Below are 16432 nucleotides of genomic sequence, written 5' to 3'. Positions count from 1 at the left end.
CCGCAGCATGGCAGCCACGGGCACGGCCGCGCATCCGAATTCAGGCGCGCGGGCCGACCTGGCAGGGTGTGACCGCGGGCAGCCGCCCGGTGACGTACGACCGGGGCGGCACCCCCATCAGGGCGCGGAAGTCGGACGTCATGTGCGACTGGTCGAAGTAGCCCGTGGCGGCGGCGAGTTCGGACCAGCGGGCGCTCCCGGCCCGGGTGACGACCGTACGGACGCGGTCGATACGGGCGTAGTGCTTGGGGGAGACCCCGACACCCTCGGCGAAGAGGTTCCGCAACTGGCGTTCGCTGACGGCGAGTTCCCGGGCGACCTCCCGGACCTGCGCGGGGGCCCGGTCCAGCCGCACCGACAGCGCCGCCACGCCCGCCCGCAGCAGTGCCGTCCGGGCCGGATCCACGGCGTCGGACATCAGCCCGGGCAGTACCTCGGCGAGCCTCGGCAACGCCTCCCCGGGGTCCAGCCGGAGCAGCTCGCGCGCGAGCCGGTGTGCCGCCGCGCCCGGCAGGTCGTCCAGCGGCACGACCCGGCCGACCAGCCCGGCGGCCGGAACGCCCAGCAGGGGCCGGGCCGTACCCGGTGCGAGGCGCAGCTCCGCACAGGAGATGCGGGTCTTGCCCTGGTGGTAGGAAGCCCGCACCCGCGGCCCGACGGCCAGCACGTCACGCCGCCCGTCCGCCGTCACCCGCAGCACCACCTTGGTGACGGCGTCGGGCAGATGGACGAACGCCTCCTCGGGCGGCTCGGCGAAGGACACGGTCCGCACGCCGGCGAGCCACGGGCGCAGAACCTCGGGTGTGCTGGGGGCCTGCCAGGCGGTGGTGTTCGGCACTCCTCCACCGTAAGCGCCCGAAGCCGCCGGCCGGGCGGTCCGGCCGTGCCGGAATTTCCAAGAGCCGGGGCCGTCGGCCGGACCACGGTGGACCCATGATTCTGGTGACGGGTGCCACGGGCACCACCGGCAGTGAAGTGGTACGACAACTCGCGGCGCGGGGCGAGAAGGTGCGCGCCCTGACCCGCGACCCGGAACGGGCCCGGATGCCCTCCGGGGTGGAGACGGTCCGCGGGGACTACGCCGACCCGGGCTCCCTGGCGGCGGCGATGACCGGGGTGACGGCCGCGTACCTGGTGTCCCCGCCCGGTCCCGGCGCCGCGCACGATGCGGCGCTGGTGGCGGCCGCCCGTGCGGCGGGTGTGCGGCGGCTGGTGAAGCTCTCCGCGATCGGCACCGACGACCGCGCGGCGGGCCCCCTCGCCGAGTGGCACGGGGAGGGGGAGCGGGCGGTACGGGAGAGCGGGGCGCAGTGGACGGTCCTGCGGCCGTCGTCGTTCGCCTCGAACACGCTGGGCTGGGCCGAGGCACTCCGGCGGGGCGAGCCGGTGCCGAACATGACCGGCGACGGGGCGTCCGGCGTGATCGACCCGCGCGACGTCGCCGAGGTGGCGGTGCGGGCCCTGCTCGACGCGGCACACGCGGGCCGGACCTACACCCTGACCGGCCCGGAGGCGATCAGCGTCCCGGACCAGGCCACCGTCCTGGCCGAGGTGCTCGGCCGCCCGGTCACGGCCCGGAACCTGTCACCGGACGAGACCCGCGCCTTCCTGCGCACGGCCTGGGGCATGGACGACACGGCAGTGGAGGGCGTCCTGACCGGAGTGGCCTACCTGCGGGACGGCCGGAACGCGACGGTCACCGAGGACGTGCCGAAGACACTGGGCCGGCCGGCCCGGTCGTTCCGGCAGTGGGCCGAGGACAACAAGCGGAGCTTCCAGGCGGGTTGAGGCTCCCGGACCGGCTCCGCGCCCGGGGCCTACAGGCCGAACAGGGCGAGGTCCGTCGTCAGCTCCTTGAACACCTCCCGCGGGTCGGCGACCAGCTTGCGCTCCTTGAGATCCAGCAGGCCGCCCACCCCGCTGACCTCGGCCGCCAGGGTGCCGTCGGTCTTGCGGATCTCCTGCACGATCCGGAAGGTCCTGCCGCCGCCCCACTCGAAGGCGCACGTCACGTCGACCTCGTCGCCGGCGAGCAGTTCGCGCCGGAAACGGATCGTCGTCTCCAGCGCCACCGGACCGACACCCCGGCCCACCAGCCGGGTCTGGCTGATGCCGGCCGCCTGGAGCAGCGACCAGCGGGCGTGCTCCGCGTAGTTGAGGTACACGGACTGGTTCAGGTGCCCCTGGGTGTCGGTCTCGTAGCCGCGGACGGTCACACGGACGGAAAACGGTTCGGTCACTGCTTGCCCTTCTCGCGTTCGAATCTCAGGTCGGTCGATCCTGGCACGCCGCTCACACCCGGCGCGGCGAGGCCAGCAGATAGCGCACCCTCGTGTGCGGTTCGGTGTACTCGCCCGCCTGCCAGCCCGCGCGCTCCAGCGTGGCCGCGCAGGCCGCCAGGGCCTCCGGGCCCGGCGCGTACACGGCGACCGCCTCCGGCTGCGGGGTCGCCCGCACCCGGTAACCGTCCGCGCTCCCAACCGCCGGACGGTGCCCGGCCGCCTCCAGGGCCAGCGCCGCCGCCCGCACCAGATGCGCGCGCTCCCAGCCGCACGGCCGGTCCACCGTGCCGTCGGGGTTGGTCATCCGGCGCAGCTCCAGCAGCCCCTGCCAGGCGCTGTGCACCTCACGCCGCCGCGCCGGACCGTCCGCGGGCGGCTGCTCCTCGCCGCCGACCCGCGCCGCGAACACCCCCGCGTCCGTCACGGGCTCCGCCGTCTCCGCCGCGGGCACCGCCTCCCGTATGCGATGCCCCGCCGGGGTCAGGAAGTGCTCGTGCGGCGGCCGCGGATGCCGGAAGGCCAGCCCCCGTTGCACCAGCGCCGCCAGCTGCGCCTCCGTACCGCGCAGCCGCCCGGTCACCGGATCGGCGGCCTCGATCAGACGCTGCTGCGCGGCGGTCGGCGGTCGGCTCACGGCGCGCTCCTTCCGGTCCCGTCCGTCCCTGTCCGGGCCGCCCCTCACACGGCCCATTCCGCAGAGTACGGCGCGGGTGTGACAACGCGGCCGTCGCCCGCATCCCGGCCCCGTACGGGGGCTACTCCGGCGGCCGGACGTTCCACCCCGCCACCACCGGCCGCCCGTGCTCCGTGCCCAGTCTGCACAGGGTTCCCGTCGCCAGCTGGAACAGCGCCCCCTGCCGGGGCGGGAGGCCGAGGCGGCGGGCGGTGAGGACGCGGAGGAAGTGGCCGTGGGCGATCAGCACGACGTCGCCCCCGGTGCCGGCGAGGGCGGCGTCGGCCTTGGCCAGCATCCGGTCGGCGCGCTCGCCGACCTGCTCCGGGGTCTCGCCCGGATGCTCCGGCGGCCCCGGCGCGACCCCGTCCGTGAACAGGAACCAGCCCGGCCGGCTCCGCTGGATCTCCACGGTGGTCACGCCCTCGTACCCGCCGTAGTCCCACTCGCGCAGGTCGGTGTCGACCCGGGCGTCCGGGACGCCGATGAGCTCGGCGGTCTCCCGGGCCCGCTGCAGGGGGCTGACGAACGCGGCCGCGATCCGGTGCGAGCGGATCAGCGGCAGCAGCCGGCGCGCCTCCTCCCGCCCGTGCTCGGTGAGGGGCACGTCGGTCCATCCGGTGTGCCGTCCGGACCGCGACCACTCGGTCTCACCGTGCCGGACGAGAAAGAGGTCACCCACGTCAGCGCCCTTCCCGCTCGTCTGTCAGCACCGTGTCACAGGGAGGCGGCCGCCCGCAGGACGGACTCGGCCAGACGGCCGTTCTCCGGGGAGGCGCCCACCCCGGAGGGGAAGGAGAACCGGCGCCGGGTGTAGGCGTAGGCGATGCCGTTCGCCGGGTCGGCGAAGCCGAGCGAGCCGGTCGCGCCGCTGTGTCCGAAGGTGCCGGCGTCGAGGAACGGGTAGAGCGCGGGGGTGTGCTCGAAGCCGCGTGCGAAGTGGTTCTCGCTGCCGGTGACCAGGTCCGGCCCGCCGGGGGTGCGCAGCTCGCCGAACAGGGCCGCGGTCGCTGGCGTGAGCAGCGGCGGCCTGCCGTCGACGGTGCTGATGGCGGCCGCGTACATCCCGGCGACCCCGCGGGCGTTGCCCACGCCGCCCGAGGACGTCGGCCCGAGCGCCTTCACCCGGGGGTGGTTGCCGAAGGCCACGAGGTCGACCGGCTCCGGCCCGTGCGCGCCGAAGGCGATGCCCCGGATGCTGCCCGGGGCCGCCGCCCGCTCCTTGAGCAGTACGGCCTCCTCCGGGGTCGGTACCAGCGGCTGCACGTCCACCCAGCGCGGCTCCGCCGCCGCGGGCAGCCCCAGGTAGTAGTCGAGCCCGTACGGCGCCCGGATCCGCTCCTCGTACACCTCCTGGATGGACCGGCCGGTCGCCCGGCGCACCACCTCGCCGGTGAGGGCGCCGATGACGAAGGCGTGGTAGCCCCAGGCGGTGCCCGGCTCCCACAGCGGCCGGCGCTGCGCCAGCCGGGCCGCGGTGATCCGGTCGTCGGCCAACTCCTCGACGGTGAAGGCCCGTTCGGCGTCGCCGACGAGCCCGGCCCGGTGCTCCAGCAGCTCGCCCAGGGTCAGCCGGTCCTTGCCGTGGGCACCGAACTCGGGCCAGTAGGAGGCGACTTCACGGTCCAGTTCGAGCACCCCGTCCTGCACCAGCAGGGCGACGACGAGGTGCGCGGCTCCCTTGGCGATGGAGTACAGGGACGTCAGCGAGTCCCCGTCGATGCCGTCGCCGCCCCACAGGTCCACCACGCGCCGCCCGTGCCGGTGGACCACGAGCTGTGCGCCCGGATCGTCCCGCTCCTCGGCGAGCACCGCCGCGAACTCCTCGCGTACGCCCTCGAACCCTTCCGCGACCGTTCCGTGCACATCGATCGGCATGCGTCGTTCCCCCTGTCCGGTGATGACCAACGGAGTGCGTCAACCGGAGGCCGTCGCCGGGCATTCCCCAACTCCGCGCCGCATACGGGTCCGGCGTGCCGCAGGCGTCGGTCGCGGTGCCCCGCACCGGCCGCCCGGTCAGCTGCCCGGCGGGACCAGCGTGTTCTCGGTACCGAGGGACGTGGCGCCGGTCTCGGCGTACAGCGTGGTCTCGCCGTCGGACCAGCGCACGACGAGGTCGTTGCCGGTGTGGTCGGCGGTGAAGTCACCGGAGGCCATGACCTGGGCGTGTGGCCAGGTGCCGTTGGGGCCGACCAGCCGGGACCGGGTGCCGAGCCCGGCGGCCGAGATGCCGGAGTAGCTGTCGAGCGAGCCGTCGGACCAGCGCACGAGCAGGTCGGCGCCGCTCGTGCTGTTGAAGGCGCCGCCGCTGAGCAGTGCGGCCTTGGTCCAGGTGCCGTTCGCCCCGACGAGCCGTTTGCCGGTGCCGAAGGAGCCGGAGCTGATCCCGGTGTACAGGACCAGGCTGCCGTCGGACCGGCGCACCAGCAGGTCGGTCGCGCCCTGGGCGCCGTGGAACTGCCCGGCGGTGAACTGTACGGCGTTCTTCCAGTCGGAGTTGGGCTTGGCCATCTGCACCTCGCGGCCCACCCCGGAGGTGCCGAGGTCCGGGTACAGGGTGACCTCTCCGTCGGACCAGCGCACCAGCAGGCCCGGTCGGGTGCCGCCGAAGGCCCCGCCGGCGATGCTCCGGGCGTGCGTCCAGGTGCCGTTGGCCTTCAGCAGCCGCCGCTCGGCGCCGAACCCGCCCCTGCCGTCCCCGGGGTACAGGGTGACGCCGCCGTCGGACCAGACGACGAGCAGGTCGCCGAGGTGGTCGCCGGTGTAGTCGGCGGAGGCCATCAGCGTGGCGCTCTTCCAGCGGGCCGCGCCTCCGGGCAACTGCAGTCCTGTGTACGGCGGCAGTCCGGAGGGCGGGTCCTGGCCGGCCACCGCGTTCGCGAGGAGGTTCGCGGCGTCGGCGCCGAACGCCGGGGCGTAGCTGATGTAGTCGACGTTCGCGTCGTTGCCGCCGCCGTTGTAGCCGCCGAGGTTGCCTATGACATGGCCGGTGCGGGCGCCGTCCTGGTAGTCGGTGATCCAGGGGCTGCCGGACGTGCCGCCGTAGTAGCCGCCGCAGGTCATGGACATCTGCCGGTAGCCGGGGAGCTGGGTCGTCGGCACCGTGCACTTGACGGCCTGGCCCGTGCTGTTGTGCTGGTAGGAGGGGTAACCGACGACGGTGACGTTCTTCTGCGTGTAGCCGCTGGGGCGGGTGAAGGTCAGTCCGCCGCCCACCGCGTCCTGGAGGCTCTGGCCCTTCTGGTTGGCCGAGACCCGGGCGAACGCGGTGTCCAGGTCGGACGAGGCGCCCTTGGTGGTCGACGACCCCTTGTCGGGCGTGTACCGGGGGTCGAGGTAGACGTGCTGGATGTGGAAGATGCCGTACGGCTGCTGATCCGGTCCGGCGCCCTGCACGAACTGGGGGACGAAGACGTAGTCGCTCTTCATGCTCAGCGCGCAGTGTGCGGCGGTCAGGACGACGTTCCGTACGGAGGTGTCGATGACGCTGCCCGTGCAGTGCCAGGTGGTGCCGCCCGTCCCGTCGGAGCCGAAGAACGTCCCGACCAGCGGTGTCCCCTTGAACAGCGTGCCCTGCGGCCGTCCCGCCGCCGCGACCCCCGGCCCGGTGCCGCCGGGTGCCGTGCGGGCCGCGTCCAGCGGCTCGGCGTTCGCCATGCGCTGTGCGGTCCAGAACCGCGCGGCCTGCCGGGCCTCCTGCCCGGCCGAGGGCGAGGGCGATCCGGCCGTCTGGGCCTGTGCGGCCGGAATCCCCCCGCCGAGGGCGGCGCCGCACACCGCGGCGACGGTCACCCGGCGTATGCGCGACGAGGACGGTTTTCTGTACGAGAACAACGGTGCTCCCCCTGGTCTGCTGGTACCGGACCAGGGGGGAGCCGCGGCGCGGAGCTGGTCGGGCGCGCGCCGAGAGCGGTACCTGCCTGAGCGGAGGCCCCCCGGTCATGCGGGTGATCTTCGCACAGGCGCGCGAACGAGTGAAACGGGCTACTGCCGGTACCCGCCGAGGAACCGCCCGATCCGGCCGATCGCCGCCTCCAGGTCCTCCGCGTGCGGCAGGGTGAGGATGCGGAAGTGGTCGGGGGAGGGCCAGTTGAAGCCGGTGCCCTGGACCACCTGGATCTTCTCGCGCAGCAGCAGGTCGAGGACGAACCTCTCGTCGTCGTGGATCCTGTGCACCTTGGGGTCGATGCGCGGGAACGCGTACAGGGCGCCCTTGGGCTTCACGCAGGACACGCCGGGGATCTCGTTGAGCCTCTCCCAGGCGACGTTGCGCTGCTCGTACAACCGGCCGCCGGGCAGCGTCAGTTCGCGGATGGACTGGCGGCCGCCCAGCGCGGCCTGGATGGCGTACTGGGCGGGCGCGTTGGCGCACAGGCGCATGGAGGCCAGCATGGTCAGGCCCTCCAGGTAGTCCTTCGCGTGCTGCCGGGGACCGGTCACGACCAGCCAGCCGGAGCGGAAACCCGCCACCCGGTACGTCTTCGACAGGCCGCAGAAGGTCAGGACCACCAGGTCGGGGGCGAGGGCGGCGGCCGAGTGGTGGACGGCGTCGTCGTACAGGATCTGGTCGTAGATCTCGTCCGCGAACACCATCAGCCCGTGCCGGCGGGCCAGGTCCAGGATGCCCTCGACGACCTCCTTCGGGTACACCGCGCCCGTGGGGTTGTTGGGGTTGATGATGACCACGGCCTTCGTGCGGTCCGTGATCTTCGACGCCATGTCGGCCAGGTCCGGGTTCCAGTCGGCCTGTTCGTCGCACAGGTAGTGGACCGCCTTGCCGCCGGCGAGGGTGGTCACGGCGGTCCAGAGCGGGAAGTCCGGTGCGGGGATGAGGATCTCGTCGCCGTCCTCGACCAGGGCTTGTACGGCCATGGAGACCAGCTCCGAGACGCCGTTGCCCAGGAACACGTCGTCCACGCCGACGTCGAGGCCCAGGTTCTGGTAGCGGTGGGCGACCGCCCGGCGGGCGGAGAGGATGCCGCGGGAGTCGGTGTAGCCGTGCGCCTGCGGCAGCATCCGGATCATGTCCTGGAGGATCTCCTCCGGCGCCTCGAAGCCGAAGGCCGCGGGGTTGCCGGTGTTCAGGCGCAGCACGCTGTGCCCCGCCTCCTCCAGCGCGTTGGCGTGCTCGATCACCGGGCCGCGGATCTCGTAACAGACCTCGCTGAGCTTGTTCGACTGCCGGAACTCCATGCCGCCCCTCCGGAAACTGGTGTTGCTTGGTTTTACCAAGTGGACGCTTGGAAAGTCCAACATCTTGTCTAGACTGCGTCGCATGTCACCTCGCCGAAGCTACGACCAGTACTGCTCCGCAGCCCGCGCCCTCGATCTCGTCGGCGACCGCTGGACCCTGCTGATCGTCCGGGAACTGCTGGCCGGCCCCCGCCGCTACACGGACCTGCACGCGGACCTGCCCGGGGTGAGTACCGACGTCCTCGCCTCCCGGCTGAAGGACATGGAGCGCGACGGCCTCACCACCCGGCGCCGACTGCCCCCGCCCGGCGCGGCCTACGTGTACGAACTCACCGGGCGAGGGCGCGAGTTGCTGCCGGTGCTCCAGGCGCTGGGACGGTGGGGCGAGGCCGAGCTGGGGGAGCGGAGGCCGACGGACGCGGTCCGCGCCCACTGGTTCGCCCTGCCGCTGCTGCGGGCACTGGCGGGGGAGGGCCTGGTCGAAGTCCGGCTGGAGGAAGGGGACTTCCACCTGCGGGTCGGCGCGGAGGAGGGCCCGGTGTACGGCGACGGCCCCGCACCCGGCGAGCCCGACGCACGGCTGACGATGGACGCGGCGACCTGCGAGGCGGTCGCCCGGGGCGAGTTGAGCCTGACCGACGCGGTCCGGGCGGGCCGGGTGACGGTGACCGGCGACGGCACACTGGCGAAGGCGCTGCGGGAGGCGTAGCGGCGCACACCGAAGGCCCGCCGGCAGGCGGGCCTTCGAGCACGTCGGATCAGACGTTCGGCGGCACCCGGGACGGCCGTCCCGAACCCCGCGTCAGCGCATACCCCCCGATCCCGGCGAGAGCCGCGAGCACGGCCCCGATCCCGGTCCACACCCACCGGTCGGACCACCACCCGGAGGACCAGCCGTCGTTCGAACCGAAGCTGGAGAGCACCGCGGGCTTCGAACCGTCCGTCTTCTCGGCGGACTTGACCGCGATACCGGGCACCAACGGCTTGCCCAGCGAGCCGTCCGCCGCGGCCGCACCGCCGATGTCCTTGGAGTCGACGCGTACTTCGGCGCTCACGGGCTGGCCGAGATCGGTGGCGCCGAGGTCCACGACGGTCAGCCGGACGTAGTACGTGCCCGGCAGCGGGTCGTTCGCCGACGGCTCGGCCCAGCCGCGCACCGTACGCAGCACACAGGCGAGCTCGACCGAGGAGTCGTCCTGCGCGGCGGTACGGGGGTCGGCGCCGTACTGGCAGGCCTGCCGGCGCCGCAGCCCGTCGTACACGTCGAGCTGCCAGCTCTGCGCGCCGTGCGTCTGCGGGAGCTTGACCGTCGCCTTGACGGTGGGCCGCTGGCCGACGTCCGCCGGGAACGACCAGTACATGTAGTCACCGGTGGATCCGGACGCGGTGGCCTGCTGCCCCTGCTCCAGCTCCGTCGCCGTGCGGAAGGAGGTGCCCGCCCTGGTGGGCGCCGAGCCGTCGGCGGACGCGCTCGGCGAAGGGCTCGGGGTGTCGGCGGCGGCCGGCCCGGCGGCCAGGCCCAGCGCCAGCAGCGCGGTGCTCAACACACGTGTGACCCGCATCAGTTCGTCCTCCAGACGGCGACCCGCCAGCGCGACAGCCAGCCCCACAGCAGACCCGCCAGGAAGCCGGTCAGCACCAGCGCGCCCAGCAGCCACCAGCCGCGGCCGAGGCCGAAGGAGGCCACGTCGTGATGGCCCGACGGCCCGTCCACGACATCGACGGTCAGCTCCAGCGGCAGACCCGGCGAGGACTTCACGCCCGCCGCGGGCGAGAAGGAGTCGGTGACCTGGAGGCACACCGTCTCCGCGGTCGCCGTGCCGTCGTCGCTCTCGGGCTTCGGATAGCGCAGACCCGTGGAGATGACATCCGTACGGCCCGTGCCGGCGGCCTCGCCGCGCACGATCTCCCGTCCGTGTACGGTCACCGCCCGCAGCAGCACCCCGTAGTCGGGGTTCACGGCGCGGTCGTCGGCCACGCTCACCGAGGCCCGCAGTTCCTTGCCGGGATCGACGTCGACCTTGTACCAGCGCTGCTGCCCGAACTCCGCACGGTCCGTGTACAGCCCGGACTTCAGCGTCGGCGCCTTCTCGCACTGCGCGGCACCCTCGGTGGCCACCGGTGTCACCACCGGATCGGCCGCCCGGTCCACCAACTGCCCGACGCGGCTGCTCAGTTCCTCCTTGTGCCGGACGTCGGTGTAGGTACCGCCGGTGGCGTCCGCGATGCAGCTGAGCTGGTCGCGGGTCCTGGCGTCCGGCACCAGGCCGAGGGTGTCGATGGTCATGCCGACGCCCTTGGCCGCTATCTCGCGGGCCACTTCGCACGGGTCGAGCGGCTGGCAGGTGTCCTCGCCGTCGGTGATCAGGACGATGCGGCGCGTTCCGGTGCCGCCGTTCAGGTCGTCCGCCGCCTTCAGCAGCGCGGGCCCGATCGGCGTCCAGCCGGTGGGCTGCAGCGTGGCCACCGCGGTCTTCGCGTCGGTCCGGTCGAGCGTCCCGACCGGGTAGAGCTGCGCGGTGTCCTTGCAGCCCTCCTTGCGGTCGTTGCCGCGGTAGTTGGCGCCCAGCGTGCGGATGCCGAGCCGGACCTCCTGCGGGGTCGCGTCCAGCACCTCGTCGAACGCCTGCTTCGCCGCGGCCATCCGGGAGCCGCCGTCGATGTCCTGGGTCCGCATCGAACCGCTGACGTCCAGCACGAGTTCGACCTTGGGAGCGGCCTGCTCCGTCTCGTCGGCGACGGCCCCACCGGGGAACGCGATCCCGGCCGCCAGGGCGGCGAGCAGAGCACAGACGCCCGCCGCCAGCCGTTGTCTTGTGATCATCGCCGGATCTTATTGATCAGAGGGCGCGGCCTCCAAAACGAGCGGGTTCGGCAGGGACGTCCACTGGTCGCCGGGGGTCTGTGGGGACAGCCGCATCAGGGTCAACGCCTTCGCCGGCAGTGGTCCTTCGCACAGGGCGCGCAGGTCGGAGGTGTCCGGCAGGTCCGCTGCGGCGCCCGCCAGCGCCGCTCCCAGGGCCCGGCCCGAACCCGCCGTACCGGCCAGGGCGCCCCCTACCAGGGAGCCGAACAGCTTGCGGCGCAGGGCCGTTTCGTCATCCGTGATCAGACGGCCGGTGAGCGGTGGCGGGGTGATGCCGTGCCGGGTCAGCCGGGCCGGGCTGATCCGGATGTCGGCCAGGTCGCGGTAGACGAGCCGCAGCGGGGCGCCGTCGGCCGACAGGATCACCAGCAGGTTCTGGCCGTGCGCCTCCAGGGCCACGCCGAGGTCGAGCAGGCGCAGTCCCACGGTCAGCGCCAGCCGGGCGAACGCGGCCAGCCAGGCGGGGGAGCCGGGCAGGTCGGTCGTGGCGAGCGCGGCCACCGGTACGACGTGCTCGCCCGGACCGGCGTACGCCTCGGGCGACTCCCGCAGCAGTGCGGCCAGGTCGGGGGAGTGCGCCGAGACCGCGCCCAGCGTGCGGGTGACGTGCAGCAGGCCCCCGGTGCGTGCCGCCAGCTCCTCGCCGAGGGCGGACAGGGGCGCGGCGGCCCCGACCGAGTACGGGGAGATGTCCCGCACCGAGGACGTCAGCCGGGCGCTGAGCGCGGTCTTCACGTGCGGACCGTCCGGCAGCGCGAGGGTGCGCAGGGAGAGCAGCGGCCGGGCCGGGCGCCAGGGCGCGTACGGCCGATCCAGGACGTGGTCCGCCTGCCACGGGTGGACCGGCAGCAACAGCCGTTCACCGTCCCGCAGTTCCTCCGGCCAGTCACCGCTCACCAGGCACCCGTCCGCCGGCACCGGCACCGTCCGCAGCTCCACCACGGGCCGGTGCTCGGGGCCGTACGCCAGCTGGTCCGCCACCGAGAAACCGGGCCGGGAACGGCAGCACGGGTGGAACGGATGCCCGTCGGTCACCCGCTGCTCCCACTCCCAGTCCCTCCGCCGGCCGTCGGCCGGGGAGACCCCCACCGGCCACTCCTTCGGGTGATCCGCGTCGGCTCGCGACAGCGCCAACGAGGCGACGCTGCCGCCCAGTTCGGTCGCGAACGCAGCGCCCTGCGGCACCCCGAGGGCGGTCATCAGCCCGGCCGGATCCACGTGGCGTTCCCTCTCCAGGCGGACGCCGGTGACGTACGCGCTCGTGGCATACGGGTCCGCGTGCGGCCCGTACAGCGTCCGGCCGTCGGCGAGCCGCAGCGCGAGGCTGTGCGCGCCGTGCACCCGCCCGGTGATCCACGGCAGCGGCTCATGGGCCAGCGCCCGCCACAGCCGGGTCAGCACCGCGGCGCGGGCGCCCGGCAGCTCCGCCGTGTACCGGGGCAGCAGCCCGGGCCGGACGGCGGCCAGTTCCTCGGCGACCTGGGCCTCGGCAGGGGGAAGGTGCACGGTCGGCTCCTCGGGTACACGGCGCACGGAGGACGATTGTCGGCGACGACAGACATACTGATCGCGACCACCCCGGACGAAACGAATGGATCGCGTGGACTCCTCACCCTCCTTCGGAGCACCCTCCACCGGAGCCGTCGGCAGCCGCGCCGACGCCTACGCGGCCGCGCCCCTGCTGAACTGCCTGCTGCGCGAGGTGGCCGAGCCGCTCGGGCACGACGGTGACCTGCGGGTCCACCGGCTGCCGAGCGGGCGTCTGCTGCGCGTGCGGAACGGCCGGCGCCCTGCCGAGCCCGAGGTGCGCGCGGCCGGGTCCTGGCACCGCGTCGGCCACTCCGAGCTGGTCAAACTGGTCGCCGAGGAGCTGCGCCGGCACACCGGGCTGCCGGGCGGCGACCTCCCCGCCGAGATGGTCGACAGCCGTGACGCGGTCGCGGCCCTGCTCACCGCCCGCGCCGGGGCGACACCGCCCGCCGACCCGTATCTGCGTTCCGAGCAGTCCCTGATCAGCGGCCACCCGTACCACCCGGCGCCCAAGGCGCGTGGCGGCGGCCCGGTCGCCTCCTGGCTGCCGTACGCCCCCGAGGCGCACGCGCGCTTCCCGCTGGTGCTGCTCGGTGTCCGCGAGGACCAGGTGGCCGAGGAGGGCGACACCCGTGCCCTGGACGCGCTCGGCTCCGCCCCGCCCGGCTACCGGCTGCTGCCGGCCCATCCCTGGCAGCTGGATCTGGTCGGCCGCGACCTCGCCCCGGCCTTCGCCGACGGCCGGCTGCTCCGCCTCGGCACGACCGCCGTCGACGTGCGGCCGACGGCGGCGATCCGCACGGTGTACGAGCCCCGGCGCGACCTGTTCCTGAAGTTCAGCCTGGATGTCCGCATCACCAACGACATCCGCCGCCTGTGGCGCCACGACCTGGACAGACTGCGCCGGACCGACACGGCCGCCCGGCACGCCTTCGCGGCGCTGGGCCCGCCCGCGGCCTGGCTGAGCGACCGCGGCTACCGCACGGCCGCCTTCGCCTTCGAGGAACTGGCCGTCCTGGTGCGCGACGGGCTGCGCGGCCACCTGCTGCCGGGCGCCACCCCGCTGCTCGCCGCCGGCCTCGCCGAGGGCTTCGACGGCAGCCCGCTGGCCACCGCGGCCGACCCGGCGGCCTGGTGGGAGGCCTATCTGCGCCAGGTCGTGCCGCCCGCCCTCGCGGCGTTCGACGACCACGGGGTCGTGCTGGAGGCCCATCTGCAGAACACCCTCGTCGCCGTGGACCCGGCCGGCACACCCGTCCAGGCGCTGTTCCGCGACGCCGAGGGGGCCAAGCTGCTGCCGGACGTGACCCGCGCGGCGGGCTGGGAGCGGCTGGTGTACTGCCTGGTCGTCAACCACCTCACGGAGATCGCCGCCGCGCTCGCCGAGCACCATCCCGCGCTCGACCCCTGGCCCGCCGCCCGCCGGGAACTCGCCCGGCACGACCTGCCCGAGGTCCCCGCCCTGCTCACCTCGCCCACGCTGCCCGGCAAGACCAACCTGCTGCTGCGCTGGACCGGAGCGGACGGCGCGGACGCCCGCTACCTGCCGCTGCCGAACCCGCTGGCGACCGGCTGACCCGTGCTCAGCGGGCCGCGCCGAAGTCCTGGGTCCAGTAGCTGCCCGGCTGGGCGAGACCGACGCCGATCTCCTTGTACGAGCAGTTGAGGATGTTGGCCCGGTGTCCGGGGCTGTTCATCCAGCCGTCCATGACCTGCTCCGGGGTGGCGTACCCGTAGGCGATGTTCTCGCCGTAGGCGCTCCAGGTGTACCCGGCCGCCGTGATGCGGTCGCCCGGGGAGGACCCGTCGGAGCCGGTGTGCGACATGTTCCGGTGGGCCGCCATGTCCGCGCTGTGGGCCTGTGCCGCCCTGGTCAGCTCGGCGTTCACGGTCAGGGGGTGGCAACCCACCTTGGCGCGCTCGGCGTTCACGAGCTGCACGACGCGCGCGGTGGCACCGGAGGCGGTGGCGGTGGGCTTCGGGCTGCTGGACGCGGTGGCGGTGGGCTTGGGAGTGCTGGGAACGCTGGGAGCAGAGGTGCTCTTGGGCTGGTGCACGGTGGGCCGCTGCGTCGGCGACGCGGTGGCCTTCGGCGTGGCGGTGGGGTGGTGGCCGTTGCGGTGGTGATCGTGGTGATGCCGGTGGGCGTGGTGCTTCGACGGCCGGGGTGTGCTCGTCGCGGCGACGTCGGCCCGGTCCTTGCCGCCGCCCGGCCAGTCGGAACAGGCCAGGGCGACGGACGGCACGCCCACGGCTCCGATGGCGACGGCGGCGACGACTATGCGCCGGTACTGCTGCGTCTTGCGGTGCTTGGCCATTCGTCAACCTCGTTCGGTGATCGCCGGGCGCTCATTTTCGGGAGGGCTCCACAAGGAGCGCAAAGGGCGGTCTCCACTACCGCGCCTAGTAGGACGGCGGGACCCTTGTCAGCCGGGCGAAGAGATGCCGGGTTCGCTTCCGCGACGTTTGCAGCTGCCTGATGTGCTGTCAGGACGGTGGTGTGAGCGGCGAATGCGGAAAGGTGCCGGGCGGATGCCGTCCCGTGGCCCGATGGGCGGCTCGCCTCTGCGGCAAGCCGGACAAATCTCATATGTCATCGGAGCTGCTTCTACTAAGCGGGACCCTTAGTCGCCGTGGGGCCTGTGATGGATGTCACTGCACCGACCTGCCTTAGGCTGATCGATGTGCTGCGCGACGTGACTGCCACCCGATACGTGACCCCGCTGCGGTCCGGCGGCTCCGTGCCCGGGGTCGTCGAGGCCGACGACCTCGGCACCTACGTCGTGAAGTTCACCGGCTCCGCGCAGGGGCACAAGGCGCTGGTCGCCGAGGTGATCGTCGGGGAGCTCGCCCGCGCGCTCGGCCTGCGCTTCCCCGAGCTGGTCCTCGTCCACTTCGACCCCGCGATCGCCGCCGGTGAACCGCACCAGGAGGTCCGGGAGCTGCACGGCGCGAGCGCGGGCGTGAACCTCGGCATGGACTACCTGCCGGGCGCCCGGGACCTCACCCCCGAGATCGCGCGGACCTTCCCCGTGGACCCGCTGGAGGCGGGCCGGATCGTCTGGCTGGACGCGCTGACCGTCAACGTGGACCGTACGGTCCACAGCTCCAACCTCATGGTCTGGCCGACGCTCGGCACCGCCCCGCCCCGCCTGTGGCTCATCGACCACGGTGCCGCCCTGGTCTTCCACCACCGCTGGGACACCACGACCCCGGGCAAGAAGTACGACTTCCGGCATCACGCCCTGGGGCACTACGGCCCCGACATCCGTGCCGCCGACGCCGAACTCGCCCCGAAGGTGACCGAGGACCTGCTGCGCGGGATCGTCGCGGAGGTGCCGGACGCCTGGCTCGCCGAGGACGCCGGCTTCGCGAGCCCGGACGACGTCCGCGCCGCCTACGTCGACTACCTCCTGGCCCGCGTGCGCCTGTCGCACGAGTGGCTGCCCACCGACTTCCCGGGCCGCGAGCAGCTCGCGGCCGAGGAGGCCGCCCGCGCGGCGAAGACCCGGGCGGGCCGCCCGGCCTGGCTCAAGCGCGTCCCCGACCTGCACGGCAAGCCGGGGGCGGAACAGGACTGGTCGGTGCACCTGGGATGAGGCACATCGGATGAGCCATCGCGTCGAGATCGAGTACTGCACACAGTGCCGCTGGCTGCCCCGCGCGGCCTGGCTGGCACAGGAACTGCTCACCACCTTCGAGGCGGAGCTGGCCGAGCTGGCGCTCAGGCCCGGCACCGGAGGCGTGTTCGTGGTCCGCGTCGACGGCGAGGTGGTGTGGGACCGGAGGGAACAGGGCTTCCCGGAGCCCACGGCGGTCAAGCGCCTCGTACGCGACCGAGTGGCCCCGGGGAAGCCCCTGGGCCACTCGGACCGGACCGCGTAGGCG

The 16432-nt window shown here is 73.6% G+C and carries 16 protein-coding genes; 5 read left to right on the top strand and 11 right to left on the bottom strand.

What is annotated here, in order from left to right; all coding sequences use genetic code 11:
- Positions 1-40: 40 nt before the first annotated feature.
- On the bottom strand, positions 41-838 hold the full coding sequence (locus tag ACFYZB_RS21710; RefSeq protein ID WP_388760975.1) for a helix-turn-helix domain-containing protein: 798 nt from the start codon (positions 836-838) through the stop codon (positions 41-43).
- Positions 839-933: 95 nt separating this feature from the next.
- Between ACFYZB_RS21710 and ACFYZB_RS21705 the strand changes: the two genes are divergently transcribed.
- Complete coding sequence (locus ACFYZB_RS21705; RefSeq protein ID WP_388760972.1) at positions 934-1788, top strand: NAD(P)H-binding protein; 855 nt, start codon at positions 934-936, stop codon at positions 1786-1788.
- Between the two features lie 29 nt (positions 1789-1817).
- Here the strand turns inward: ACFYZB_RS21705 and ACFYZB_RS21700 are convergent, their stop codons facing one another.
- From ACFYZB_RS21700 to ACFYZB_RS21675, 6 genes are all read right to left on the bottom strand, one after another.
- Positions 1818-2240, bottom strand: a complete 423-nt coding sequence (locus ACFYZB_RS21700) for an acyl-CoA thioesterase (RefSeq protein ID WP_388760970.1) — start codon at positions 2238-2240, stop codon at positions 1818-1820.
- A gap of 52 nt (positions 2241-2292) precedes the next feature.
- Entirely contained in the window at positions 2293-2916 is a 624-nt protein-coding gene (locus ACFYZB_RS21695) for a hypothetical protein (protein WP_388760968.1), read from the bottom strand.
- Positions 2917-3037: 121 nt separating this feature from the next.
- A complete protein-coding gene (locus tag ACFYZB_RS21690) occupies positions 3038-3637 on the bottom strand; it encodes a histidine phosphatase family protein (RefSeq protein ID WP_388760966.1) in 600 nt (199 codons plus the stop codon).
- Positions 3638-3672: 35 nt separating this feature from the next.
- Positions 3673-4833, bottom strand: coding sequence for a serine hydrolase domain-containing protein (locus tag ACFYZB_RS21685; protein ID WP_388760964.1), 1161 nt, complete (start codon positions 4831-4833; stop codon positions 3673-3675).
- Positions 4834-4971: 138 nt separating this feature from the next.
- Complete coding sequence (locus ACFYZB_RS21680; RefSeq protein ID WP_388760962.1) at positions 4972-6789, bottom strand: trypsin-like serine peptidase; 1818 nt, start codon at positions 6787-6789, stop codon at positions 4972-4974.
- 150 nt (positions 6790-6939) lie between these two features.
- Entirely contained in the window at positions 6940-8148 is a 1209-nt protein-coding gene (locus tag ACFYZB_RS21675) for a pyridoxal phosphate-dependent aminotransferase (RefSeq protein WP_351204303.1), read from the bottom strand.
- 82 nt (positions 8149-8230) lie between these two features.
- Between ACFYZB_RS21675 and ACFYZB_RS21670 the strand changes: the two genes are divergently transcribed.
- The gene (locus ACFYZB_RS21670) at positions 8231-8857 is read left to right on the top strand and encodes a winged helix-turn-helix transcriptional regulator (RefSeq protein WP_388760959.1); all 627 of its coding nucleotides are present in this window, start codon (positions 8231-8233) and stop codon (positions 8855-8857) included.
- 49 nt (positions 8858-8906) lie between these two features.
- Here the strand turns inward: ACFYZB_RS21670 and ACFYZB_RS21665 are convergent, their stop codons facing one another.
- Genes ACFYZB_RS21665 through ACFYZB_RS21655 form a run of 3 tightly spaced genes read right to left on the bottom strand, consistent with a single transcriptional unit; the run spans position 8907 to position 12520 of the window.
- Positions 8907-9710, bottom strand: coding sequence for a hypothetical protein (locus ACFYZB_RS21665; RefSeq protein WP_388760956.1), 804 nt, complete (start codon positions 9708-9710; stop codon positions 8907-8909).
- A complete protein-coding gene (locus tag ACFYZB_RS21660) occupies positions 9710-10972 on the bottom strand; it encodes a VWA domain-containing protein (RefSeq protein WP_388760954.1) in 1263 nt (420 codons plus the stop codon). The genes ACFYZB_RS21665 and ACFYZB_RS21660 overlap by 1 nt, the downstream gene beginning before the upstream one ends.
- Before the next feature lie 9 nt (positions 10973-10981).
- Positions 10982-12520, bottom strand: coding sequence for an IucA/IucC family protein (locus ACFYZB_RS21655; protein WP_388760951.1), 1539 nt, complete (start codon positions 12518-12520; stop codon positions 10982-10984).
- Between the two features lie 85 nt (positions 12521-12605).
- Between ACFYZB_RS21655 and ACFYZB_RS21650 the strand changes: the two genes are divergently transcribed.
- Positions 12606-14120 (top strand): IucA/IucC family protein, encoded by a 1515-nt coding sequence (locus ACFYZB_RS21650; RefSeq protein WP_388760948.1) that lies wholly within the window; start codon positions 12606-12608, stop codon positions 14118-14120.
- A gap of 7 nt (positions 14121-14127) precedes the next feature.
- Here the strand turns inward: ACFYZB_RS21650 and ACFYZB_RS21645 are convergent, their stop codons facing one another.
- Positions 14128-14862 (bottom strand): CAP domain-containing protein, encoded by a 735-nt coding sequence (locus tag ACFYZB_RS21645; RefSeq protein WP_388760945.1) that lies wholly within the window; start codon positions 14860-14862, stop codon positions 14128-14130.
- A gap of 366 nt (positions 14863-15228) precedes the next feature.
- Here ACFYZB_RS21645 and ACFYZB_RS21640 point away from each other — a divergent pair, with 366 nt between their 5' ends.
- Positions 15229-16143 carry a HipA family kinase gene (locus ACFYZB_RS21640; protein WP_388760942.1) on the top strand — a complete coding sequence of 305 codons (915 nt, stop codon included), beginning with the start codon at positions 15229-15231 and terminating at the stop codon, positions 16141-16143.
- Positions 16144-16153: 10 nt separating this feature from the next.
- The gene (locus ACFYZB_RS21635) at positions 16154-16429 is read left to right on the top strand and encodes a SelT/SelW/SelH family protein (RefSeq protein ID WP_351204319.1); all 276 of its coding nucleotides are present in this window, start codon (positions 16154-16156) and stop codon (positions 16427-16429) included.
- Positions 16430-16432 lie beyond the last annotated feature (3 nt).

This window comes from Streptomyces sp. NPDC001852 (assembly GCF_042891825.1).
GTDB lineage: Bacteria > Actinomycetota > Actinomycetes > Streptomycetales > Streptomycetaceae > Streptomyces.
The sequence above is the reverse complement of the archived record's forward strand: the minus strand, read 5'-3'. Positions and strand labels throughout refer to the sequence as shown.

What these genes read in the sequence shown, in the direction of transcription:
- ACFYZB_RS21665 (WP_388760956.1), bottom strand. Translation starts at nt 9,710, where the DNA reads ATGCGGGTCACACGTGTGTTGAGCACCGCGCTGCTGGCGCTGGGCCTG.
- ACFYZB_RS21660 (WP_388760954.1), bottom strand. Translation starts at nt 10,972, where the DNA reads ATGATCACAAGACAACGGCTGGCGGCGGGCGTCTGTGCTCTGCTCGCC.
- ACFYZB_RS21635 (WP_351204319.1), top strand. Translation starts at nt 16,154, where the DNA reads ATGAGCCATCGCGTCGAGATCGAGTACTGCACACAGTGCCGCTGGCTG.
- ACFYZB_RS21675 (WP_351204303.1), bottom strand. Translation starts at nt 8,148, where the DNA reads ATGGAGTTCCGGCAGTCGAACAAGCTCAGCGAGGTCTGTTACGAGATC.
- ACFYZB_RS21645 (WP_388760945.1), bottom strand. Translation starts at nt 14,862, where the DNA reads ATGGCCAAGCACCGCAAGACGCAGCAGTACCGGCGCATAGTCGTCGCC.
- ACFYZB_RS21705 (WP_388760972.1), top strand. Translation starts at nt 934, where the DNA reads ATGATTCTGGTGACGGGTGCCACGGGCACCACCGGCAGTGAAGTGGTA.
- ACFYZB_RS21650 (WP_388760948.1), top strand. Translation starts at nt 12,606, where the DNA reads ATGGATCGCGTGGACTCCTCACCCTCCTTCGGAGCACCCTCCACCGGA.
- ACFYZB_RS21685 (WP_388760964.1), bottom strand. Translation starts at nt 4,833, where the DNA reads ATGCCGATCGATGTGCACGGAACGGTCGCGGAAGGGTTCGAGGGCGTA.
- ACFYZB_RS21670 (WP_388760959.1), top strand. Translation starts at nt 8,231, where the DNA reads ATGTCACCTCGCCGAAGCTACGACCAGTACTGCTCCGCAGCCCGCGCC.